Origin of the sequence: Streptomyces sp. NPDC048566, assembly GCF_043199735.1 — a bacterium.
In the GTDB taxonomy this organism is placed as follows: Bacteria; Actinomycetota; Actinomycetes; order Streptomycetales; family Streptomycetaceae; genus Streptomyces.
Map to the genome: position 1 here is coordinate 13777 of NZ_JBICWL010000042.1, position 22152 is coordinate 35928.

Annotated in this window: 16 protein-coding genes and 1 pseudogene; 13 read left to right on the forward strand and 4 right to left on the reverse strand. The window is 72.3% G+C overall.

The features are described 5' to 3' along the window. Positions 1-7 precede the first annotated feature (7 nt). Positions 8-697: a maleylpyruvate isomerase family mycothiol-dependent enzyme gene (locus tag ACGFS9_RS32045; RefSeq protein WP_393258341.1), complete on the reverse strand. Its 690-nt coding sequence runs from the start codon at positions 695-697 to the stop codon at positions 8-10. 223 nt (positions 698-920) lie between these two features. Here ACGFS9_RS32045 and uvrA point away from each other — a divergent pair, with 223 nt between their 5' ends. Then, positions 921-3923, forward strand: a complete 3003-nt coding sequence (gene uvrA / locus ACGFS9_RS32050; protein ID WP_393258344.1) for an excinuclease ABC subunit UvrA — start codon at positions 921-923, stop codon at positions 3921-3923. Between the two features lie 203 nt (positions 3924-4126). On the opposite strand, the gene ACGFS9_RS32055 is transcribed toward uvrA, so the two are convergent. Further along, complete coding sequence (locus ACGFS9_RS32055; RefSeq protein ID WP_393258347.1) at positions 4127-5038, reverse strand: carbohydrate kinase; 912 nt, start codon at positions 5036-5038, stop codon at positions 4127-4129. Beyond that, the gene (locus ACGFS9_RS32060; RefSeq protein WP_393258349.1) at positions 5035-6102 is read right to left on the reverse strand and encodes a LacI family DNA-binding transcriptional regulator; all 1068 of its coding nucleotides are present in this window, start codon (positions 6100-6102) and stop codon (positions 5035-5037) included. Before ACGFS9_RS32060 ends, ACGFS9_RS32055 begins: the two co-directional genes overlap by 4 nt. 641 nt (positions 6103-6743) lie before the next feature. Here ACGFS9_RS32060 and ACGFS9_RS32065 point away from each other — a divergent pair. Beyond that, positions 6744-7169 (forward strand): Rieske (2Fe-2S) protein, encoded by a 426-nt coding sequence (locus ACGFS9_RS32065; RefSeq protein ID WP_393258352.1) that lies wholly within the window; start codon positions 6744-6746, stop codon positions 7167-7169. A gap of 39 nt (positions 7170-7208) precedes the next feature. Here ACGFS9_RS32065 and ACGFS9_RS32070 read toward each other — a convergent pair whose 3' ends face one another. Continuing rightward, positions 7209-8156: a hypothetical protein gene (locus tag ACGFS9_RS32070; RefSeq protein WP_393258355.1), complete on the reverse strand. Its 948-nt coding sequence runs from the start codon at positions 8154-8156 to the stop codon at positions 7209-7211. A gap of 690 nt (positions 8157-8846) precedes the next feature. Here ACGFS9_RS32070 and uvrC point away from each other — a divergent pair. The 11 genes and pseudogenes from uvrC to ACGFS9_RS32125 form a co-directional block, all read left to right on the forward strand. After that, complete coding sequence (uvrC, locus tag ACGFS9_RS32075) at positions 8847-11012, forward strand: excinuclease ABC subunit UvrC (RefSeq protein ID WP_393258357.1); 2166 nt, start codon at positions 8847-8849, stop codon at positions 11010-11012. Further along, entirely contained in the window at positions 11009-12016 is a 1008-nt protein-coding gene (rapZ, locus tag ACGFS9_RS32080) for an RNase adapter RapZ (protein WP_393258359.1), read from the forward strand. The genes uvrC and rapZ overlap by 4 nt, the downstream gene beginning before the upstream one ends. Next, positions 12013-13083, forward strand: a complete 1071-nt coding sequence (gene yvcK / locus ACGFS9_RS32085; RefSeq protein WP_393258362.1) for a uridine diphosphate-N-acetylglucosamine-binding protein YvcK — start codon at positions 12013-12015, stop codon at positions 13081-13083. Before rapZ ends, yvcK begins: the two co-directional genes overlap by 4 nt. Then, complete coding sequence (gene whiA / locus ACGFS9_RS32090) at positions 13074-14066, forward strand: DNA-binding protein WhiA (protein WP_393258364.1); 993 nt, start codon at positions 13074-13076, stop codon at positions 14064-14066. The genes yvcK and whiA overlap by 10 nt, the downstream gene beginning before the upstream one ends. 151 nt (positions 14067-14217) lie before the next feature. Further along, entirely contained in the window at positions 14218-17175 is a 2958-nt protein-coding gene (locus ACGFS9_RS32095; protein ID WP_393258366.1) for a M14 family zinc carboxypeptidase, read from the forward strand. Between the two features lie 191 nt (positions 17176-17366). After that, positions 17367-18377 carry a type I glyceraldehyde-3-phosphate dehydrogenase gene (gap, locus tag ACGFS9_RS32100; protein WP_393258368.1) on the forward strand — a complete coding sequence of 337 codons (1011 nt, stop codon included), beginning with the start codon at positions 17367-17369 and terminating at the stop codon, positions 18375-18377. A 127-nt stretch (positions 18378-18504) separates the two neighbouring features. Then, a complete protein-coding gene (locus ACGFS9_RS32105; RefSeq protein WP_393258370.1) occupies positions 18505-19716 on the forward strand; it encodes a phosphoglycerate kinase in 1212 nt (403 codons plus the stop codon). 5 nt (positions 19717-19721) lie between these two features. Further along, positions 19722-20498: a triose-phosphate isomerase gene (gene tpiA / locus ACGFS9_RS32110; protein ID WP_393258373.1), complete on the forward strand. Its 777-nt coding sequence runs from the start codon at positions 19722-19724 to the stop codon at positions 20496-20498. 104 nt (positions 20499-20602) lie between these two features. Beyond that, complete coding sequence (secG, locus tag ACGFS9_RS32115) at positions 20603-20833, forward strand: preprotein translocase subunit SecG (protein ID WP_366699331.1); 231 nt, start codon at positions 20603-20605, stop codon at positions 20831-20833. Between the two features lie 237 nt (positions 20834-21070). Next, positions 21071-21406 carry an RNA polymerase-binding protein RbpA gene (locus ACGFS9_RS32120; RefSeq protein WP_003957010.1) on the forward strand — a complete coding sequence of 112 codons (336 nt, stop codon included), beginning with the start codon at positions 21071-21073 and terminating at the stop codon, positions 21404-21406. Positions 21407-21895: 489 nt separating this feature from the next. Further along, positions 21896-22152, forward strand: a pseudogene (locus ACGFS9_RS32125) (glucose-6-phosphate isomerase); the annotation flags it as partial.

The following is a 22152-nucleotide window of genomic DNA, read 5'->3' on the forward strand; positions in this document are numbered from 1 at the left end:
CGGCAGCCTATAGCGGGGGCAGGGCCGGCAGCGGGCCGCCGTCCGCGGTCAGCGCCGAGCCGTCGCGCCGGCCGCAGAGCCAGCCGAGCAGGTCGGCCGTCGTGCCGCGGACGCCGACCGGACCGCCCGCCGCGCCCCCGCCGGTCGTCCAGGCGCGCCCCTGGTCGTCGGCGAGTCCGGTCGAGGGCACGTCCGGATGCCCGGCGAACCGCTGGGCGAGGAAGTCGATCTCCCGGAGGGCGAACTCCTCCGGCAGGTCCTCCAGCTCGTAGCCGACGCCCAGGTCCACGTGGTGCAGCTCGACCTCCGCCCAGCGCCGGAACGGCAGTCGGGCCGCCACGTCCGTGACGCCGTTGCGCAGCTCGACGGTGCGCGACCAGTCGGCGGGCGCGGCCCCGGTGTCCGCGAAGCGGGCGGCGCTGTCGCGGACGTCCGCGAGCTGTTCGCCGAGGGGGCGCGGGGCGTCCCGTTCGATGTCGCCGTCGCGCGCGGCGGCGGAGAGGTACATGGGGCGTCCCTCCAAGACGTTCACGAGGGCGTCCGCGTTCCGGGCGACGTGGGCGAGGACGTGGCCGCGGCTCCAGCCGGGAAGCCGTGACGGTTCGGCCACGGCGGCGTTGTCCAGTCCGGCGGCTGCGGTGAGCAGCCGGTCCGTCGCGGCACGTACGGAGGCCAGGTCGCGCGCATGATCCATCATGGGCCGACCCTAACCCCACCACTCGTTCGGGTGAAGGCGGTCGACCTGGCCCGTAAATCGAATGCGCGTGCTATACGCTCGGAGGCGGCGTCGGGCATGCTGGACGGTCCGGGATTGTTGTGAACCAGGGAAAGCAACCGGCGCTGTCAGTGGCTCGCCCTAGTCTGGGGAAGACGGGGGCCCGCGGCCCCTGTCACCACTCTCAAGAAAGGTGCGGACCGGCGTGGCCGACCGTCTCATCGTCCGTGGAGCGCGCGAGCACAACCTGAAGAATGTCTCGCTCGACCTCCCGCGCGACGCGCTCATCGTCTTCACGGGCCTGTCGGGATCGGGCAAGTCCTCCCTCGCCTTCGACACGATCTTCGCCGAGGGCCAGCGGCGCTACGTGGAGTCCCTCTCCTCGTACGCCCGGCAGTTCCTCGGCCAGATGGACAAGCCGGACGTGGACTTTATCGAAGGTCTCTCCCCGGCGGTCTCCATCGACCAGAAGTCGACCTCGCGCAACCCGCGCTCGACGGTCGGCACCATCACCGAGGTCTACGACTACCTGCGGCTGCTGTTCGCCCGCATCGGCAAGCCGCACTGTCCCGAGTGCGCTCGCCCGATCTCCCGGCAGTCCCCGCAGGCCATCGTGGACAAGGTGCTGGAGCTGCCCGAGGGCAGCCGCTTCCAGGTCCTGTCGCCGCTGGTCAGGGAGCGCAAGGGCGAGTTCGTCGACCTCTTCGCGGACCTCCAGACCAAGGGGTACAGCCGGGCCAGGGTGGACGGCGAGACCGTCCAGCTGACCGAGCCGCCCACGCTGAAGAAGCAGGAGAAGCACACCATCGAGGTGGTCGTCGACCGCCTCACCGTGAAGGACTCCGCCAAGCGCCGGCTCACCGACTCCGTGGAGACCGCCCTCGGCCTGTCCGGCGGCATGGTCGTGCTCGACTTCGTCGACCTCCCCGAGGACGACCCCGAGCGCGAGCGCATGTACTCCGAGCACCTGTACTGCCCGTACGACGACCTGTCCTTCGAGGAGCTGGAGCCCCGCTCCTTCTCCTTCAACTCCCCCTTCGGCGCCTGCCCCGACTGCACCGGCATCGGCACCCGCATGGAGGTCGACCCGGAGCTGATCGTCCCCGACGAGGAGAAGTCCCTCGACGAGGGCGCCATCCACGCCTGGTCGCACGGGCACACCAAGGACTACTTCGGCCGGCTCGTCGGCGCGCTCGCCGACGCCCTGGGCTTCCGCACGGACATCCCCTTCGCCGGGCTGCCGCAGCGCGCCAAGAAGGCCCTGCTGTACGGGCACAAGACGCAGATCGAGGTCCGCTACCGCAACCGGTACGGCCGCGAGCGCGTGTACACCACGCCCTTCGAGGGGGCGATCCCCTTCGTCAAGCGGCGCCACAGCGAATCGGAGAGCGACGCCAGCCGCGAGCGCTTCGAGGGCTACATGCGCGAGGTGCCCTGCCCCACCTGCCAGGGCACGCGCCTGAAGCCGCTCGTCCTCGCGGTGACCGTCATGGAGAAGTCGATCGCCGAGGTCTCCGCCATGTCGATCAGCGACTGCGCGGACTTCCTGGGCCGGCTGAAGCTCAACGCCCGCGACAAGAAGATCGCCGAACGCGTCCTGAAGGAGGTCAACGAGCGGCTGCGCTTCCTGGTCGACGTCGGCCTCGACTACCTGTCGCTGAACCGCGCGGCCGGCACCCTCTCCGGCGGCGAGGCCCAGCGCATCCGCCTGGCCACCCAGATCGGCTCCGGACTCGTCGGCGTCCTCTACGTCCTCGACGAACCCTCCATCGGCCTGCACCAGCGGGACAACCACCGGCTGATCGAGACCCTGGTGCGCCTCCGCGACATGGGCAACACGCTCATCGTCGTCGAGCACGACGAGGACACCATCAAGGTCGCCGACTGGGTCGTCGACATCGGTCCCGGCGCCGGCGAGCACGGCGGCAAGGTCGTGCACAGCGGTCCGCTGAAGGAACTGCTGGCCAACACCGAGTCGATGACCGGGCAGTACCTGGCGCGCAAGAAGGAGATCCCGACCCCGGACGTGCGCCGCCCCACGGACCCGGGTCGCAGGCTCACGGTGCACGGCGCCCGGGAGAACAACCTCCGCGACATCGACGTGGCGTTCCCGCTGGGCGTCCTGACGGCCGTCACCGGCGTGTCCGGCTCCGGCAAGTCGACCCTGGTCAACGACATCCTGTACACGCACCTGGCCCGCGAGCTGAACGGCGCGCGGAACGTGCCGGGCCGGCACACGCGCGTGGCGGGCGACGACCTGGTCGACAAGGTCGTGCACGTCGACCAGTCGCCGATCGGCCGCACCCCGCGCTCGAACCCGGCGACGTACACCGGAGTCTTCGACCACGTCCGCCGGCTGTTCGCGGAGACGACCGAGGCGAAGGTGCGGGGCTACCAGCCCGGACGCTTCTCCTTCAACGTCAAGGGCGGCCGCTGCGAGAACTGCTCCGGCGACGGCACCATCAAGATCGAGATGAACTTCCTGCCGGACGTCTACGTCCCCTGCGAGGTCTGCCACGGGGCGCGCTACAACCGCGAGACCCTGGAGGTCCACTACAAGGGCAAGTCCATCTCCGAGGTGCTGGACATGCCGATCGAGGAGGCGCTCGACTTCTTCGAGGCGGTGCCCGCGATCTCCCGGCACCTCCGGACGCTCAACGACGTCGGTCTCGGATACGTCCGGCTCGGCCAGTCCGCGCCGACGCTGTCCGGCGGCGAGGCGCAGCGCGTCAAGCTCGCCAGCGAGCTCCAGAAGCGCTCGACGGGCCGCACCGTCTACGTGCTCGACGAGCCGACCACGGGTCTGCACTTCGAGGACATCAGCAAGCTCATCACCGTCCTGTCCGGCCTGGTCGACAAGGGCAACACGGTCATCGTCATCGAGCACAACCTGGACGTCATCAAGACCGCGGACTGGGTCGTCGACATGGGTCCCGAGGGAGGCAACGGCGGCGGACTGGTGGTCGCCGAGGGAACCCCCGAGGAGGTCGCCGGGGTTCCGGCCAGCCACACCGGCAAGTTCCTGCGCGAGATCCTCGGCGCCGACCGGATCAGCGACGCCGCCTCGGTGAAGCCGCCCCGCAAGACGGCCGCCAGGAAGGCGAGCCCGGCCAAGAAGACCGCCGAGGCCGGGAAGACCGCGGCGAAGTCCACGACCGCCCGGAAGGCGGCGCCGGCGAAGAAGACCACGCGGGCCCGCAAGGCCTGAGCGGATGCCGGCCGCGGGCCGGAACCCCGGCGTGGCGGCGCCCCGCGGTGAGAGCCGCGGGGCGCCGCCACGCCGGGCCGGTGGTCCGCCACGCCGGGCCGGTGGTCCCGCCGGGCGCGACCGGTCCCGTGCGCCGGTCACCCGCGGTCGCGGGGGGAGGGGGGCCGGTCCGGTCGCCCCTTGCCCCGCGACCGCTGCCGGGGTCAGGAACCGCCGAGTTCCGAGGCGTACGGCGGTTCCGCTCCGGCCCGCGAGCAGGTCACGGCGGCGGCGCGGGCCGCGTAGCGCAGCAGCCCGGTCCAGCCCTCCGGGCCGAGTCCTTCCAGCGCGTCCGCACGGAGGGCGTCCCGGGTGGCCAGACCGTGCAGCAGCGCCGCGTTCACCGTGTCCCCGGCACCGATGGTGTCCACCACGTCGACCGCCTCGCCCGGCACGGAATGCACCGAGCCGTCCCGGGTGAAGGCGGTCAGGCCGTCGCCGCCCTGGGTGATCACCACGGCCGCCGGTCCCGCGTCCAGCCATTCCCGCGGGGTCCCGCCGAGCCACGCCGCGTCCTCCTCGGAGAGCTTGAGCAGGGACACCGAGGGCAGCCAGCCGAGGAACCGGGCACGGTAGGCGTCCGGGTCCGGGATCAGGCCGGTGCGGATGTTCGGGTCGAGCGCGGTGAAGACGCCCTGGGCGGCGGCCTTGCGCAGCAGTTCCTCGTAGGCGCTCGCGCCCGGCTCCAGGACGAGTGAGCAGGTGCCGAAGGACACCGCCCGCGTGCCGTCCGGAAGGGAGGCCGGCGCCGAGAACAGGCGGTCCGCCGTGCCCTCCACGTAGAAGGAGTATCCGGCCGAGCCGTCGGTGCCGATCGTGGCGGCGGCCAGCGTCGTCGGTTCGGCGCCGCGCTGCACGCGGGACACCTCGACACCCGCCGCCGTCAGCCCTGCGAGGAGCGCCTCGCCGAACGCGTCGCGCGAGACGCGGGAGCAGAAGGCGGTGGGGGAGCCGAGGCGGCCCAGCGCCACGGCCGTGTTGTAGGGGCCGCCGCCGAGGCGCGGCAGCAGGCTCGCGAGGGCGCCGGGCCCCTGCGGCACCAGATCGATCAGGGCCTCACCGGCGACGACGATCACGACTCGGGTCCTTTCCTCGGTGCCTCAGGGGTCTCGGGGTGTGCGGGGCCGTCGGGGCAGCCGCACGAGGTGCGGTGGACGAAGGCGGAGGGCAGCCGGACGGTACGGGCGGCGCGGCCCGGCTCCGCCAGCCGCTCCAGCAGCAAGGCGACGGCGCGGGCGCCGATCTCCCGGCTCGGCTGGGCGATCGCGGTGAGCCGGGGGGTGAACAGATCGGCCCAGGAGAAGTCGTCGAAGCAGCACAGCGCCAGGTCGCCGGGCACGCTCAGCCCCCGCCCGCGCAGTGCCCGCAGCGCGCCGATGGTCATCGCGTTGTTGGCGGTGACGAGCGCACTCGGCCGCGCCGCGAGGTCCAGCAGCCGGTGCGTGGCGCTCTCGGCCGTCTCCGCCCGCGACGCGCCGTGGACGACGAGCCGCTCGTCGTACGGGATACCGGCGTCGGCGAGGCCGTGCCGGTATCCCGTGATCCGTTCTTCGGTGGTGCTGAGCCCCCGCAGCCCGGCGACGAGACCGATGCGCCGGTGGCCGCGCTCCGCGAGGTGGGTGACCAGCGTCGTCATCGGCTCGGTGTTCTCCGCTCCGACCTGGTCGTGGCGGAAGCCGCCGTCGGGCGGTGCGGGCAGGAGCCGGTCCAGGAACACGGTGGGCACCTGGTGCTGTCCGAGGTAGCGCAGCAGCGCGTCGGGACGCGCCGAGGGAGCGATGATCATGCCGTCCACGCGCCGCTCGTGCAGCAGCCGGACCGTCGTCGTCTCGTGCTCGGGATCGTCGTGCGGATCGGCGATGAGCAGGCCGTACCCGTCTTCCAGGGCGCGGGCCTCCACGCCTTGGAGGATCTCCGTGAAGTACGGGTTGCTGATCGCCGACACCGCGAGCCCGATGGAGCGGGTGCGCGCGGTGACCAGGGATCGGGCCAGGCCGTTGGGGGTGTAGCCGAGGGCGTCGATCGCGTCGAGCACGGCCCTGCGGGTGTCCGGCAGCACCGGGCGGGTGTCGTTCAGGACGTGCGACACCGTGGCGATGGACACCCCCGCCCGCCGGGCCACGTCGGTCATCGTCGCCATGACGCACCCTCCCGGGAGTCTCGCCGCTTCGCCGCTCGCGTCGGGGCGGCCTCGTCCCGCGCCGGCGGCGTGCGGTTCCGCCCGCACCCCGTGCCGCCGCGCGTGCGGGCCCTGCCGTCCGCCCGCGAAGGTATCCCATCCGGCGGTGCACGTAAACGCTTACGCGGAAGGCGCGGGAAGCGGGCGGGACATGCGGTGGACGGCGCGGCCCCGGAGGAGGCGCGTGCCGGCCGCACGGACGCCCGCCGGCCGCCGAGGGGTCCTTGGCGTTCCCGCGCCCGCGCCCGTGACCCGTGACGCCCCCTGGGCATCCCTCCGGTCCGGGCCCGGTCCCACGCCGGCGGGTCCGCCGCATCGGGTCCCGGGCGCCCTGCCCCGGTCTCTGCCTCGGCGCCCTGCACCTGTCCTGTGTCCCCGTCCCCGGGCCTTGCGTCCGCCCCCCGTCCCTCCGGCCCTGTGTCCGGTCCCCGTTCCCGGGCCCTGCGTCCGGCTCCCCGTCCCCCGTCTCCGTGCCCCCGTCACCGGTCCCCGGTCTCCGGCAAAACGATCTGTGCCGGTATCGTCGCCCCGCGACCGCCCGGCCCCCTGCCGGGCGGGCACCCGTGAGACCCGCGAACAACCTCTCGACCAGTGGAGATGCCATGACCGGCCGTCCGTCCGCGAGCCGACGCACCGTCCTGCGGGGAGCCGCGCTCACCCCGGTCGCCGGGCTGGGCCTCGCCGCGTGTTCCGGCGGTAACGGTGGGGGAGCGTCCGCGGCACCGACCGCTCCGGTCGTGCTGGGCGCGGAGAGCGAGGTCGCCCGCGGCGGCGCCGAACTGTACCGGGACCGGAACGTCGTGGTCAGCCGCGCCGACGACGACGCGCTCACGGCGTTCAGCTCGATCTGCACCCACGCCGGCTGCGCGATCGACCGACTGGACGGCACGACCCTGGTGTGCCCCTGCCACGGGAGCGAGTTCGACGCGCGCACGGGCAAGGTGCTGCGGGCGCCCGCCACCGAGCCGCTCGAAGCGCTGCCCGTCCGGGTGAAGGACGGCAGGATCGTCGCGGGCCCGGAGGCCTGAGGGCCGGATCGGTCCCGGGGTGCCGGGACGGCCGCCCGCTCACTCCCAGTCCCAGCCGATGCCCACGATTCCCGCCCGTACCCGTGGTTCGACCAGGTGTACCGAGCGGTGACGGCCGCTCAGGGGCAGCTCCTGCCGGCCGCTGCGCGGCGCGGCCGTGGAGTGCTGGGTGAAGCGGTGGCAGCGCACGGGGAGCGCCTCCTGGTCGAAGCGCACCTGGAGCGCGTACTGCCCGCCGGCGAACCCGAAGCCGCGTACGTACTCGCGGGAGGCACCGGCGGTGCCGTCCTCGAAGCCGTACCGGAAGAGAAACGTATCGCCTGATCGAAGCCGCGTGTCGAACAGGAACTCGGCGACGAGGATGCCCGTGCCCTGGTGCCGGCGCACCCGGCCCGTGCGGCAGTTCTCCAGGGCGAGGACCGACACACCGTCCGGCGCGCATCCGGGATCGCCGTGGTGGACGGCCACGTAGCGGTCGACCCCGTCCCGGTGGGCCCGCACGATGTGCTGCGACTCGCGGCCCAGCAGCTCCCGGCGGGCGCCGATCCGGACCCGCTCGTGATGGCCGATGGTGTGCAGGCCGCCGTCGAGGGGCGACTCCAGCTCGCCCAGCAACCGCTCCAGCACGCCGGACGCCTCCACCAGCGAGCGGTAGGAGCGGCCCGTGGGGCGCTCGGGGTCGCCGCGCTCCTCGGCCCGGGCGAGCAGCCGTATCAGCGACTCGTCGGGCAGGTGGAGTATCTCCTCCAGGGCGCGGACGGCCCGCAGGGACTCGGGACGCTGGGGCCGCCGGGCGCCCTGCTGCCAGTAACTCAGACTCGTCACACCGACCTTGACCCCGTGGCGGGAGAGGTGGTGCTGGACGCGTTGCAGCGGCAGGCCGCGGGCGGCGATCGCGGCCCGCAGCGCGACATGGAAGGGGCCGCCGCGCAGGGCCGTCTCCAGTTCCGCGGTGCCGGGGTCCGCTGACGGTGTGCCGTGCCGCATACAGGGGCCTTTCTGTGACGGATACTACGGCTGACCAGGCCGTTCGTGCTGGTGGTCGGGCCGCCTGGTGGGCGCGCGGGGACCGTTCACACGCGGGTTGCGCCGTTCACGCCCCAAGTTCCCCCGCATTGAAGCGTGTTGACCAAGCCCCGACAACACCTGACGCCCAACATGGCCGACCTCGGCCCCCGAGCGGGGCTCCCGCCCTTCCCGGTCGGTACCGGGGCGGGGCGAGCGGTCGGCCGGGGGCCGCCGGTCGCGCTCGCCGCACCGGCGCGAGCCGCCTGAGCCGGCGGGACGCGGGGCCCTTCGGGGGCCCGGAGCGGAGGCGTGCAGGGGGTGCCTCGAAGGGTTACCCGGGCGGCGCCGGCGCACCGGAGGCGGCCGCATCCTCGCCGCGCAGGACTGCCCGGTCGGCCGGCGCACCGGACGGCGGCGGGCCACCGGAGGGGGAGAGGTGCGGGCGGGACGGGCGCCCGCGCCCGGGCGGCGCCGATCCCGGCCGCACCGGCGGCGGGAGGGCGCCGTCGCCCGGGGGACCTGCTCCGCGCGGGTCGCGCCCCGCCGCCGGGTGCGGCCGGAATCCGGGGCCGTCGCCCGGGTCCCGGCGCTCGGCCGGGCGTCCCGACCCGGGGCCCCGCGGGCCGGGAGCCCGCCGTGCTGTCGGCGCACGCCAGTAGGGTGTGGGGCATGGCCGACCCCTCCAGCTACCGCCCCAAGCCGGGACAGATCCCGGACTCTCCCGGGGTGTACAAATTCCGCGACGAGCACCGCCGGGTGATCTACGTCGGAAAGGCGAAAAGCCTGCGTCAACGCCTCGCCAACTACTTCCAGGACCTGGCCGGTCTGCACCCGCGCACGCGCACCATGGTGACCACCGCGGCCTCCGTGGAGTGGACGGTGGTGTCCACGGAGGTGGAGGCCCTTCAGCTGGAGTACTCCTGGATCAAGGAGTACGACCCCCGGTTCAACGTCAAGTACCGCGACGACAAGAGCTATCCCTATCTCGCCGTGACGATGAACGAGGAGTTCCCGCGCGTGCAGGTGATGCGCGGCCACAAGCGCAAGGGCGTGCGCTACTTCGGCCCGTACACGCACGCCTGGGCGATCCGCGACACCGTCGACCTGCTGCTGCGCGTCTTCCCGGTGCGCACCTGCTCCGCGGGCGTCTTCAAGAACGCCGCCCGCACCGGCCGCCCCTGCCTGCTCGGCTACATCGGCAAGTGCTCCGCCCCCTGCGTCGGACGGGTCTCGCCCGAGGAACACCGCGACCTGGCCGAGGAGTTCTGCGACTTCATGGCCGGCCGCACCGGCACCTACATCCGCCGTCAGGAACAGCAGATGGCCGAGGCCGCCGAGGAGCTGGAGTACGAGCGCGCGGCCCGGCTGCGCGACGACATCGAGGCCCTGCGGAAGGCCATGGAGAAGAGCGCGGTCGTGCTCGCCGACGCGACCGACGCGGACCTCGTCGCCGTCGCCGAGGACGAGCTGGAAGCGGCCGTGCAGATCTTCCACGTGCGCGGCGGGCGGGTGCGCGGCCAGCGCGGCTGGGTCACGGACAAGGTGGAGGCGGTCACCACCGGCGACCTGGTCGAACACGCCCTCCAGCAGCTGTACGGGGAGGAGCGCGGCGACTCCGTGCCCAAGGAGGTGCTCGTCCCGGCGCTGCCCGATCCGGCGGAGCCCGTCCAGGAGTGGCTCGCCGCGCGCCGCGGGTCGAACGTGTCGCTCCGCGTCCCGCAGCGCGGCGACAAGAAGGCCCTCATGGAGACCGTGCAGCGCAACGCGCTCCAGGCGCTGGCCCTGCACAAGACCAAGCGCGCCTCCGACCTGACCACCCGCTCGCGCGCCCTGGAGGAGATCGCCGAGGCGCTGGACCTGGACAGCGCGCCGCTGCGGATCGAGTGCTACGACATCTCCCACCTCCAGGGCGACGACGTCGTGGCCTCCATGGTCGTCTTCGAGGACGGCCTCCAGCGCAAGAGCGAGTACCGGCGCTTCCAGATCAAGGGCTTCGCCGGTCAGGACGACGTCCGCTCCATGCACGAGGTGATCACCCGCCGCTTCCGGCGCTATCTCGCCGAGAAGGAGCGGACGGGGGAGTGGACGGACGGCGAGGACGCCTCCGCGGCGGTCTCCGGCCCCGCCGCTCCCGACGGCTCGGCCCCCGGTGCCGCCCCGGCCGGAGCGGCGGCGCCGGGGGCCGCCCCGGCGGAGGGCGGCGACGAGGCGCCCGGACGGCCCTTCACCGAGGACGACGGCCGGCCCAGGCGGTTCGCCTATCCGCCGCAGCTCGTCGTGGTCGACGGCGGCCGGCCCCAGGTCGCCGCCGCCCAGCGGGCGCTGGACGAGCTCGGCATCGACGACATCGCCGTCTGCGGGCTCGCCAAGCGCCTGGAGGAGGTGTGGCTGCCGGACGACGAGGACCCCGTGGTGCTGCCGCGCAGCAGCGAGGGCCTGTACCTGCTCCAGCGCGTGCGGGACGAGGCGCACCGCTTCGCGATCACCTACCAGCGCGCCAAGCGGGCCAAGCGCTTCCGGTCCGGCCCGCTGGACGACGTGCCCGGCCTCGGCGAATCCCGCCGGCAGGCGCTGATCAAACACTTCGGCTCGGTGAAGAAGCTGCGTTCCGCGACGATCGACCAGATCTGCGAGGTTCCCGGCATAGGCCGCAAGACGGCGGAGACCATCGCCGTGGCCCTCGCCGGTGCGGCTCCGGCCGCACCCGCCGTCAACACGGCGACTGGAGAGATCATGGAAGACGACGAAGACGCGGCGCCCGGGACGACGACGGGCTCCGCGGAGGAGCCCGTGACCGCGGGCGCCTCGGACGAACGACGGGGGCAGGAGACATGAGCGAGCACGACGAGGGCACGGCAACGGACGCGGCGCGCACCCCGCGGGACGCCGCCGGCACCGAGGACCGAACGGCACCACAGGAAGACGGAGCACACGTGGGTACGGGCACCGAGACGGCCGCGACGACGGCACCCGACGCGGTCATCCCCGAGCTGGTGATCATCTCCGGCATGTCCGGAGCGGGCCGCTCGACGGCCGCCAAGTGCCTGGAGGACCTCGGCTGGTTCGTCGTCGACAACCTGCCGCCCGCGCTGATCCCCACCATGGTCGAGCTGGGCGCCCGCTCCCAGGGCAACGTGGCCCGGATCGCCGTCGTCGTCGACGTGCGCGGCCGGCGCTTCTTCGACAATCTGCGCGAATCCCTCGCCGCCCTGGAGGCCAAGCACGTCACCCGGCGGATCGTCTTCCTGGAGTCCTCCGACGAGGCCCTGGTGCGCCGCTTCGAGTCCGTGCGCCGGCCCCACCCGCTCCAGGGCGACGGCCGGATCGTGGACGGCATCGCCGCCGAGCGGGAGCTGCTGCGCGAGCTGCGGGGCGACGCCGACCTGGTGATCGACACCTCCAGCCTGAACGTGCACGAACTGCGCGCCAAGATGGACGCCCAGTTCGCCGGCGAGGAGGAGCCCGAGCTGCGGGCCACCGTGATGTCCTTCGGCTTCAAGTACGGCCTGCCGGTCGACGCCGACCTGGTCGTGGACATGCGCTTCCTGCCCAACCCGCACTGGGTCCCGGAGCTGCGCCCCTTCACCGGCCTGAACGAGGAGGTGTCGGCGTACGTCTTCAACCAGCCCGGCGCCAAGGAGTTCCTCGACCACTACGCCGAGCTGCTCCAGATGATCGCCGCGGGGTACCGGCGCGAGGGCAAGCGCTACGTGACCATCGCCGTGGGCTGCACCGGAGGCAAGCACCGCTCGGTGGCGACGGCCGAGAAGCTCGCGGCCCGGCTCGCCTCCCAGGGTGTGGAGACCGTGATCGTGCACCGGGACATGGGGCGCGAGTGACCGGACGCGCCGTCTCGCGGCTGTACCGGCTGCGCCGGGAGACCTCCACGGAGCGCGCCGGGCAGCCGGTCGTGGCGCGCGGCGCCAAGCCGCGCCGCCGCGGAGCCCAGCCCAAGGTCGTCGCCCTCGGCGGCGGCATGGGGCTGTCCGCCTCGCTCGCCGCGCTGCGCCGGATCACCGGCGACCTCACCGCCGTCGTGACCGTGGCCGACGACGGCGGCTCCAGCGGCCGGCTCCGCGACGAGCTGGGCGTGCTGCCCCCCGGCGACCTGCGCAAGGCGCTGGCCGCGCTGTGCGGCGACGACGACTGGGGCCAGACCTGGGCCCGTGTCATCCAGCACCGCTTCCAGTCCAAGGGCGACCTGCACGAGCACGCGGTGGGCAACCTGCTCATCGTGGCCCTGTGGGAACAGCTCGGCGACCACGTCCAGGCGCTGGACCTGGTGGGCAGGCTGCTGGGCGCGCACGGCCGGGTGCTGCCCATGTCCGCCGTGCCCCTGGAGCTCCAGGCCCTGGTCAAGGGCCACGACCCGGAGCGGCCCGAGGACGTCGACACCGTCCGGGGGCAGGCGACCGTGGCGCTCACCCCCGGCGAGGTCCAGTCCGTGCACGTGGTGCCGCACGACCCGCCGGCCGTGCCCGAGGCCGTCGCGGCCGTCCTCGACGCCGACTGGGTCGTCCTCGGCCCCGGCTCCTGGTTCTCCTCGGTCATCCCGCACCTGCTGGTGCCCGAGCTGCTCGACGCCCTCGTCCAGACGAAGGCGCGCCGGGTACTCTCCCTGAACCTCGCGCCGCAGCCCGGAGAAACCGAGGGCTTCTCCCCGCAGCGTCATTTGGAGGTTTTGGGACGACACGCCCCTAAACTCGCCCTGGACGTGGTGCTGGCCGACGAGGCCGCCGTGCCCGACCGCGACTCCCTCGCCGACGCCGCCAAGCGGCTCGGCGCCGCGGTCGAGCTGGCGCCGGTGGCCCGGACCGACGGATCTCCGCGGCACGACCCGGAGCTGTTGGCCGCCGCGTACGACCGTATTTTTCGGATGCATGGAAGGATCGGCCCATGGCGATGACGGCAGCGGTGAAGGATGAGATCTCCCGGCTTCCCGTCACCCGGACCTGCTGCAGAAAGGCGGAGGTTTCCGCCATTCTGCGGTTCGCCGGCGGCCTTCACCTGGTGAGCGGCCGGATCGTGATCGAGGCGGAGCTCGACACCGCCATGGCGGCGCGCCGTCTGAAGCGGGACATTCTGGAGATCTTCGGCCACAGCTCCGAACTGATCGTGATGGCGCCCGGCGGCCTGCGGCGCGGTTCGCGCTACGTCGTGCGGGTCGTCGCCGGCGGTGACCAGCTGGCCCGCCAGACCGGGCTGGTCGACGGCCGGGGCCGCCCGATCCGGGGGCTTCCGCCGCAGGTGGTCTCGGGGGCCACCTGCGACGCCGAGGCGGCCTGGCGCGGGGCGTTCCTCGCGCACGGCTCCCTCACGGAGCCCGGCCGCTCCTCCTCCCTGGAGGTCACCTGCCCGGGGCCGGAGGCCGCGCTCGCGCTGGTCGGTGCCGCGCGCCGGCTGTCCATCGCGGCGAAGGCCCGCGAGGTGCGCGGGGTGGACCGCGTCGTCGTCCGCGACGGTGACGCGATCGGTGCCCTGCTGACCCGCCTCGGCGCGCACGAGTCGGTGCTGGCCTGGGAGGAGCGCCGGATGCGCCGCGAGGTGCGCGCCACGGCCAACCGGCTCGCCAACTTCGACGACGCCAACCTGCGCCGTTCGGCGCGTGCCGCCGTCGCCGCCGGGGCCCGGGTGCAGCGCGCCCTGGAGATCCTGGCCGACGAGGTGCCCGAGCACCTCGCCGCCGCGGGGCGGCTGCGGATGGAGCACAAGCAGGCGTCCCTGGAGGAACTGGGCGCGCTCGCCGACCCGCCGCTGACCAAGGACGCCGTCGCGGGCCGCATCCGCCGGCTGCTGGCCATGGCCGACAAGCGGGCGCAGGACCTTGGCATCCCCGGTACCGAGTCGAACCTCTCCGAGGAGGAGATGGCCGACAACCTCGCGGGATGACCTGACGGAGGATCAGTCGACCGGCGCCGACGCCCGCACGGGGCTCCGGCGCCGGCGTTGGTGCGGTCTTGAGGCGCTCTTGACTTGACCATGAACTGTCATGAGCCTGGCATCTGTTCGCTGCTGTGGCGGACCACCGCAAGGGGGGCTCATGAGACGAAGAGCGAGCGCGATCCTCGCCACCGGCGCGCTCCTGCTGGGCGGAGCGGCCGTGGCGCCGACCGCCCACGCGCAGAACGGCAGTTCACCCCGGCCCGACCCGGACGCCATCGGGGTGTACCGCGCCGAGATCACGAAGCAGCAGGTGCCCCTGCTCCTCGCGGCCGGCCAGGACGGACACGAACTCGGCGACGCCACCTGGAAGAACGGCAGGAGCACCGTCGAGGTCTACGTCACCGGCGGGCAGGCCCGGAAGCTGGAGAAGCAGGGCGTCGACCTCACCGAGCACACGCTCTCCGCCCGGGCCGAGAACCGCGTCGCCGGCGCGGCGGAGGGGGTCTTCCGCCCGTACAGCGGAAAGGGCAACCTCCAGGAGGAGATCATCAGGACGGGTGAGGCCCACCCCGGGCTCACCAAGGTCGTCTCCATCGGCAAGACCCTCAAGGGCCAGGACATCCTCGCGCTCAAACTGACCAAGGGCGCGCGGCGGACCCGGGACGGCGCCAAACCGTCCGTCCTGTACGTCTCCAACCAGCACGCGCGCGAGTGGATCACGCCCGAGATGACGCGCCGGCTGATGCACTACTACCTGGACCACTACGCGACCGACCGTCGCGTGCGGAAGATCGTCGACTCGACCGAGCTGTGGTTCGTGCCGTCCGCCAACCCCGACGGCTACGACTACACGTTCCAGGGCGAGGACACCCGCCAGTGGCGCAAGAACCTGCGGGACGTCAACGGCGACGGCGTCGTCTCCACCGGCGACGGCGTCGACCTCAACCGCAACTTCGCCTACAAGTGGGGCTACGACGACGAGGGGTCGTCCCCCAACCCCACCAGCGAGACCTACCGCGGCGCGAGCCCCGGCTCCGAGCCCGAGACCCGGGCCCTGGACGCCTTCGAGAAGCGCATCGGCTTCACCTACGGCATCAACTACCACTCCGCCGCCGAACTGCTCCTGTACGGAGTCGGCTGGCAGGTCGCGACGCCGACCCCGGACGACGTGCTCTACCGGTCGCTCGCCGGCACCCCCGGGAACTCGGCGATCCCGGGCTACCACCCCCAGGTCTCCTCGGAGCTGTACACCACCAACGGCGAGGCGGACGGACACGCCGCCAACGTCAACGGCATGGCGATGTTCACCCCCGAGATGTCGACCTGCCAGAGCGCCTCGGACCTCGACCCGGACGACGCCTGGGACGCCGCCGACTGCGCCTCCGTGTTCACCTTCCCTGACGACGAGAAACTCATCGGCCAGGAGTTCGAGAAGAACGTCCCCTTCGCGCTGTCCGTGGCCGAGACCGCGTCCCACCCCGACCGGCCGTCCTCCCCGGTCGGTCTCGACGCCCCCGACTTCACCCCCGCGCCCTTCACCACCTCCTACTCCCGCGGTGCCGACCAGGAGGTCTCCGTCGTCGCCCGCCGGTCGGTGCGCGACAAGGAGCTGAAGTACCGGGTCGACGGCGGGCGCACCCGGGACATGGCGCTCAGGCACTGGAAGGGCGGCGAGACGTACGGCGGCGCCGACAACCTCTACTTCGACGAGTACCGCGCCAAGATCAAGGACGGCGACCCGGGTGACCGGGTCGAGGTGTGGTTCACCGGCGAGACGAGGAGCGGCCGGCCCACCTCCAGCCCGCACTTCACCTACACCGTCGCCCACCGGCCCCGTGCCGACGTCCTCGTCGTCGCGGAGGAGGGCGCCACCGCCACCCAGGCCCGGACCTACACCGACGCGCTGAAGGCGAACGGCAGGAAGGCCCTCGTCTGGGACGTCGCCACCCAGGGCGCGCCCGACGCGCTCGGCGTCCTCGGCCACTTCGGCACGGTCGTCCACTACACCGGAGCCCCGCGCCCCGGCAACGCCACCCAGCTCCAGCTGCGCGCCTACCTCAACGAGGGCGGGAAGCTGATCGAGGCGGGCGAGCAGGCCGGCGGCAGCGTCGACCTCGGGGGAGGCAACTTCTCGAACGACTTCAGCCAGTACTACCTGGGCGCCTACTCGCGCACGTCCACCCCCGGCGCCACCGGCTTCACCGGATCCGGCCGGCTCGCCGGCGCCGCCGGAGCGCTCGGCGACGCGCCCGGCAACCCGCTGAACGCCGCGGGCACCTACGGCGTCACCTCGGAGACGCTGTCGGCCGACCGGTACCCGCAGTTCTCCTCCAGCGCCGGCGCGGGCCGGTTCGCCGGCACCGTGAACCCCTACGGGCCCTACGCCGGCTCGTACATGGCCGCCGCCGTCCACACCGACGACGCCTACAAGCGCCTCACCCGCACCGTCGACCTCACCGGGGTCTCCGCCGCCGACCGGCCGGCGCTGCGCTCCCGGCTGCTGTGGGACACCGAACCCGGCTACGACCACGCCGTCGTCGAGGTGCACACGACCGGGGCGGACGACTGGACCACGCTCCCCGAGGCGGGCGGCGCCACCACCACCGCCGTCCCCGACGAGTGCGAGGCCGGGTTCCTCGCCCGCGAGCACCCCTGGATCCGCCACTACCTCACCGTCGACCCGGCCGGCTGCACCGCCACCGGCACCAGCGGTGTGTGGAACAGCCTCACCGGCTCGTCCAGCGGCTGGCAGCAGGTGTCGTTCGACCTGAGCGCGTACGCCGGCCGGTCGGTGGAGGTCTCGTTCGCCTACATCAGCGACCCGAGCGCCGGCGGCCACGGTCTCCTGCTCGACGACGCCTCCCTCGTCGTCGGCGGCGCCGCCACCGACACCGAGGGCTTCGAGTCCTCCCTCGGCCCCTGGACCGTCGCCGGACCGCCCCCCGGCAGCCCGGCCGTCCTGCGGGACTGGACCCGGACCGGTGAGCTGTTCAAGACCTACGGAGCGGTCACCACCCGCGACACCGTGCTCCTCGGCTTCGGCCTGGAACACGTCACCGCGGCGGGCGACCGCGCGGCCCTCGTCGGAAGGGCCCTCTCCGCGCTGCGGCGCTGACTCCGCGTGACGAACACCTGAGCAGTGCGGGTGGTCCGTACCCCTACTGACGGGTACGGACCACCGTGCCGTGTATGGCCCTACTCGATGTCACTCCGTGGGCCTCAGGGAGGTAGGGTCGTAGGCGGTCGGGGACATCCCATACAACTCGCCGACACTCGAGTCGGCGCACCTAACGAGGAGATCGGTTCGTGACGATCCGCGTAGGCATCAACGGCTTTGGCCGCATCGGTCGTAACTACTTCCGCGCGCTGCTGGAGCAGGGTGCTGACATCGAGATCGTGGCTGTCAACGACCTGGGTGACACCGCGACCACCGCCCACCTGCTCAAGTACGACACCATCCTGGGCCGCCTCAAGGCAGAGGTGACGCACACCGCCGACACGATCACCGTCGACGGCCACACCATCAAGGTCCTGTCCGAGCGCAACCCCGCCGACATCCCGTGGGGCGACCTCGGCGTCGACATCGTCATCGAGTCGACCGGCATCTTCACGAAGAAGGCCGACGCCGAGAAGCACATCGCCGGCGGCGCCAAGAAGGTCCTCATCTCGGCTCCGGCCAAGGACGAGGACATCACGATCGTGATGGGCGTCAACCAGGACAAGTACGACCCGTCGAAGCACAACGTCATCTCCAACGCCTCCTGCACCACCAACTGCGTGGCGCCGATGGCCAAGGTCCTCGACGAGAACTTCGGCATCGTCAAGGGCCTGATGACGACGGTGCACGCGTACACCAACGACCAGCGCATCCTGGACTTCCCGCACTCGGACCTGCGCCGCGCCCGCGCCGCCGCCGAGAACATCATCCCGACCACGACCGGTGCCGCCAAGGCCACCGCCCTGGTCCTGCCGCAGCTCAAGGGCAAGCTGGACGGCATCGCCATGCGCGTCCCGGTCCCGACCGGCTCGGCCACCGACCTCGTCGTGACCCTCCAGCGCGAGGTCACCAAGGACGAGGTCAACGCCGCGTTCAAGAAGGCCTCCGAGGACGGCGACCTCAAGGGCTTCCTGGCGTACACCGAGGACCCGATCGTCTCCTCGGACATTGTCGGCGACCCGGCCTCCTGCACCTTCGACTCCTCCCTGACCATGGTCCAGGAGGGCAACTCGGTGAAGATCCTCGGCTGGTACGACAACGAGTGGGGCTACTCCAACCGCCTCGTCGACCTCACGGTCTTCGTCGGCGGCCGGCTCTAGGACCCGGAGCAGGCACCTCGATGCGAGTCAGGGCCCGGACAGCGCTGAGCCGCGCTGCCCGGGCCCTGTGCCACGTACCCACCGATCCGCTCTCCCGGATCGGACGAGCCTTCCCAGGAGACCTTTCATGAAGACGATCGACGAACTTCTCGCCGAGGGCGTGGCCGGCAAGCGGGTCTTCGTCCGCGCCGACCTCAACGTGCCGCTGGCCGACGGCGTCATCACCGACGACGGCCGCATCCGCGCCGTCCTGCCTACGGTCAAGGCCCTCGCCGAGGCGGGCGCCAAGGTGATCGTGGCCTCGCACCTGGGCCGCCCCAAGGGCGCCCCCGACCCGGCCTTCTCGCTGCTGCGCCCGGCCGAGCGGCTCGGCGAACTGCTCGGCGCGCCCGTCGCGTTCGCGCAGGACACGGTCGGCCCCGCCGCCCACGACGCCGTGGACGGTCTGGAGCCCGGCCAGGTCGCGGTCATCGAGAACCTCCGCTTCAACCCCGGTGAGACGTCGAAGGACGACGCCGAGCGCGGCGAGTTCGCCGACCGCCTCGCGGCCCTGGCCGACGCCTACGTCGGGGACGGCTTCGGTGCCGTGCACCGCAAGCACGCCTCGGTGTACGACCTCCCGGCCCGCCTGCCGCACTACGCCGGCCACCTCATCGCCACCGAGGTCGGCGTCCTGAGGAAGCTCACCGAGGACGTCGCGCGTCCCTACGTGGTCGCGCTCGGCGGCTCCAAGGTCTCCGACAAGCTCGCCGTCATCGACGAGCTGCTCGGCAAGGCCGACCGCATCCTCATCGGCGGCGGCATGGCGTTCACCTTCCTCAAGGCCAAGGGCTACGAGGTGGGCGCCTCGCTGCTCCAGGAGGACCAGATCCCGGCCGTCACCGAGTACATGGAGCGCGCCGAGAAGCTGGGCGTCGATCTGGTGCTCCCGGTCGACGTCGTGGTCTCCCCCGGATTCCCGGACCTGAAGGCCAAGGCGGCCACCGAGCACACCGCCGTCGACGCCGACGCGATGCCCGAGGGGCAGCTCGGCCTCGACATCGGCCCGAAGACCGGCGCCCTGTACGCAGCCAGGCTCGCCGACGCCGAGACCGTGTTCTGGAACGGTCCCATGGGCGTCTTCGAGCACCCCGACTACGCCGAGGGCACCAAGGCGGTCGCCCAGGCCCTGGTCGACTCCAAGGGCTTCACCGTCGTCGGCGGCGGAGACTCCGCCGCCGCGGTGCGCACCCTCGGTTTCGACGAAAACGCATTCGGCCACATCTCGACCGGTGGCGGCGCCTCCCTCGAATACCTCGAGGGCAAGACGCTCCCCGGCCTCGCCGCACTGGAGGACTGACCTACATGAGCACGCGCACGCCGCTGATGGCGGGCAACTGGAAGATGAACCTCAACCACCTCGAGGCCATCGCGCACGTCCAGAAGCTCGCCTTCGCCCTGGCGGACAAGGACCACGAGGCCTGCGAGGTCGCCGTCCTGCCGCCCTTCACCGACCTGCGCTCCGTGCAGACCCTGGTCGACGGCGACAAGCTCAAGATCAAGTACGGCGCCCAGGACCTCTCGGCGCACGACTCCGGGGCCTACACCGGTGAGATCTCCGGCTCGATGCTGGCCAAGCTGAAGTGCACCTACGTGGCCGTCGGCCACTCCGAGCGCCGCCAGTACCACTCCGAGACCGACGAGATCGTCAACGCCAAGGTCAAGGCCGCCTACAAGCACGGCCTGACCCCGATCCTGTGCGTCGGCGAGGAGCTGGAGGTCCGCGAGGCGGGCAACCACGTCGCCCACACGCTCACGCAGGTCGAGGGCGCGCTGAAGGACCTCCCGGCCGAGCAGGCCGAGTCCGTCGTGATCGCCTACGAGCCCGTCTGGGCCATCGGCACCGGCAAGGTCTGCGGTGCCGACGACGCCCAGGAGGTCTGCGCCGCGATCCGCGCCAAGCTGGCCGAGCTGTACTCCCAGGAGCTGGCCGACCGGGTCCGCATCCAGTACGGCGGCTCGGTGAAGTCCGGGAACGTCGCCGAGATCATGGCCAAGCCCGACATCGACGGCGCCCTGGTCGGCGGCGCCTCGCTGGACGCCGACGAGTTCGTCAAGATCGTCCGCTTCCGCGACCAGTGAGTATGCGGTAGCGGCGATTCGTCGTACCCTTGCGGGGGTCTGGTGCTCGGGTGCCGGACCCCCGTCGTCCATCCAGTTCCGAGGAAGTTGGTCCAGCCGTGGTTTTGGGGTTCTCGATCGCCCTGATCGTCTTCAGCCTGCTGCTGATGCTGCTCGTGCTGATGCACAAGGGAAAGGGCGGCGGCCTGTCCGACATGTTCGGTGGCGGCATGCAGTCGTCCGTCGGTGGTTCCTCGGTCGCCGAGCGCAACCTCGACCGCATCACCGTGGTGCTCGGCCTGCTGTGGTTCGCGTGCATCGTCGTGCTCGGCATCCTCATGAAGATCAACAACTGAGCATCCGCCGGCCTCGCCGCGGTAAGCACAACTGCACACAACGCAAGCACATTCCGCACGTAAAGCCCCATGTCCGGTGCGCGCCCCCGAGCGCCGCCTATCATGGGGCTTGCGTCTGTGGGTGGGGAGGTAACTCCCATCACTGGACGCGCGTTGGGCCTTACGTAGACTGAGGCGCTCGCAGCGAAGCGTCACGCCGACTCGCTTCGCGGCACCATCACGCAGGGAGTTACGACCGTGGCAAGTGGCAACGCGATCCGAGGAAGCCGGGTCGGGGCGGGGCCGATGGGCGAGGCCGAGCGCGGCGAGTCCGCGCCGCGGCTGCGCATCTCCTTCTGGTGCTCCAACGGGCACGAGACGCAGCCCAGCTTCGCCAGCGACGCGCAGGTCCCCGACACCTGGGACTGCCCGCGCTGCGGCTTCCCCGCAGGACAGGACCGGGACAACCCGCCGGACCCGCCGCGCACCGAGCCGTACAAGACGCACCTCGCGTACGTACGGGAGCGGCGCAGCGACGCGGACGGCGAGGCGATCCTCGCCGAGGCGCTCGCCAAACTGCGCGGTGAGATCTAGGAGTTGACAGCCGGCCGGGCACCCAGGTGCCCGGCCGGAGGCGTTCCCGGCGCGGCACGGCCCCGCCCGCGCGGCCGTGACCGCCGCCCGCCGCGCAGGCCCTTCGGCGCGCCCGGCCGCCCGCTCCTCCCGGCGCCCCGTGCCACCGGTCGACTGCCGGGAGACCGCCCGCCGCGAGGCCCCGGACCGTCGCGGCCGGGCGCCCGGCGCGGCCCGCGACGGCACCCGGGTCACCCCGATGCAGCAGCGGCCCCCGTGTCCGGGAGCCCGGCCCCGCCCGCGCCCCCGGGAGCCGCCGACGCCCCGCTCGCGCGCTTCCCCGCGCCCTCTCGCCGCCCCACTGACACCCGCGGGCCGCCGGGACGTATCTGTTGGCAAGCCGGTGGACGGCGTGACGACAGCTCACGTCCAGACCTGATCAATTAGGTTGGAACCGGCAGCGGGGCCAGGCAGCCAAGCGCAGACGCAGGAAGAAGGCGGAAGTCCCAGATGAACGCAGACAGCCGTACCCGGCTCGATCGCACACCGCAGTGGAATGCCCTCGCCCGGCACCGCGAGGACCGCGCGGACACCTCTCTCAGGGAGTTGTTCGCCGCGGATCCGGGGCGGGCGGAGCGGTACGCGGTGCGGGTGGGTGATTTGTACATCGATTATTCGAAGCATCTGGTGACCGACGAGACGCTGGCGCTGTTGCGGGAGTTGGCGGTGGCGACGGATGTGTTCGGGTTGCGGGACGCGATGTTCCG

Bases quoted from the DNA above. Each gene is read 5' to 3' on its own strand.
- ACGFS9_RS32060 (WP_393258349.1), bottom strand. From the start codon at position 6,102: ATGGCGACGATGACCGACGTGGCCCGGCGGGCGGGGGTGTCCATCGCC.
- tpiA (WP_393258373.1), top strand. From the start codon at position 19,722: ATGAGCACGCGCACGCCGCTGATGGCGGGCAACTGGAAGATGAACCTC.
- rapZ (WP_393258359.1), top strand. From the start codon at position 11,009: ATGAGCGAGCACGACGAGGGCACGGCAACGGACGCGGCGCGCACCCCG.
- ACGFS9_RS32105 (WP_393258370.1), top strand. From the start codon at position 18,505: ATGAAGACGATCGACGAACTTCTCGCCGAGGGCGTGGCCGGCAAGCGG.
- ACGFS9_RS32045 (WP_393258341.1), bottom strand. From the start codon at position 697: ATGATGGATCATGCGCGCGACCTGGCCTCCGTACGTGCCGCGACGGAC.
- whiA (WP_393258364.1), top strand. From the start codon at position 13,074: ATGGCGATGACGGCAGCGGTGAAGGATGAGATCTCCCGGCTTCCCGTC.
- ACGFS9_RS32070 (WP_393258355.1), bottom strand. From the start codon at position 8,156: ATGCGGCACGGCACACCGTCAGCGGACCCCGGCACCGCGGAACTGGAG.
- ACGFS9_RS32095 (WP_393258366.1), top strand. From the start codon at position 14,218: ATGAGACGAAGAGCGAGCGCGATCCTCGCCACCGGCGCGCTCCTGCTG.
- uvrC (WP_393258357.1), top strand. From the start codon at position 8,847: ATGGCCGACCCCTCCAGCTACCGCCCCAAGCCGGGACAGATCCCGGAC.
- ACGFS9_RS32065 (WP_393258352.1), top strand. From the start codon at position 6,744: ATGACCGGCCGTCCGTCCGCGAGCCGACGCACCGTCCTGCGGGGAGCC.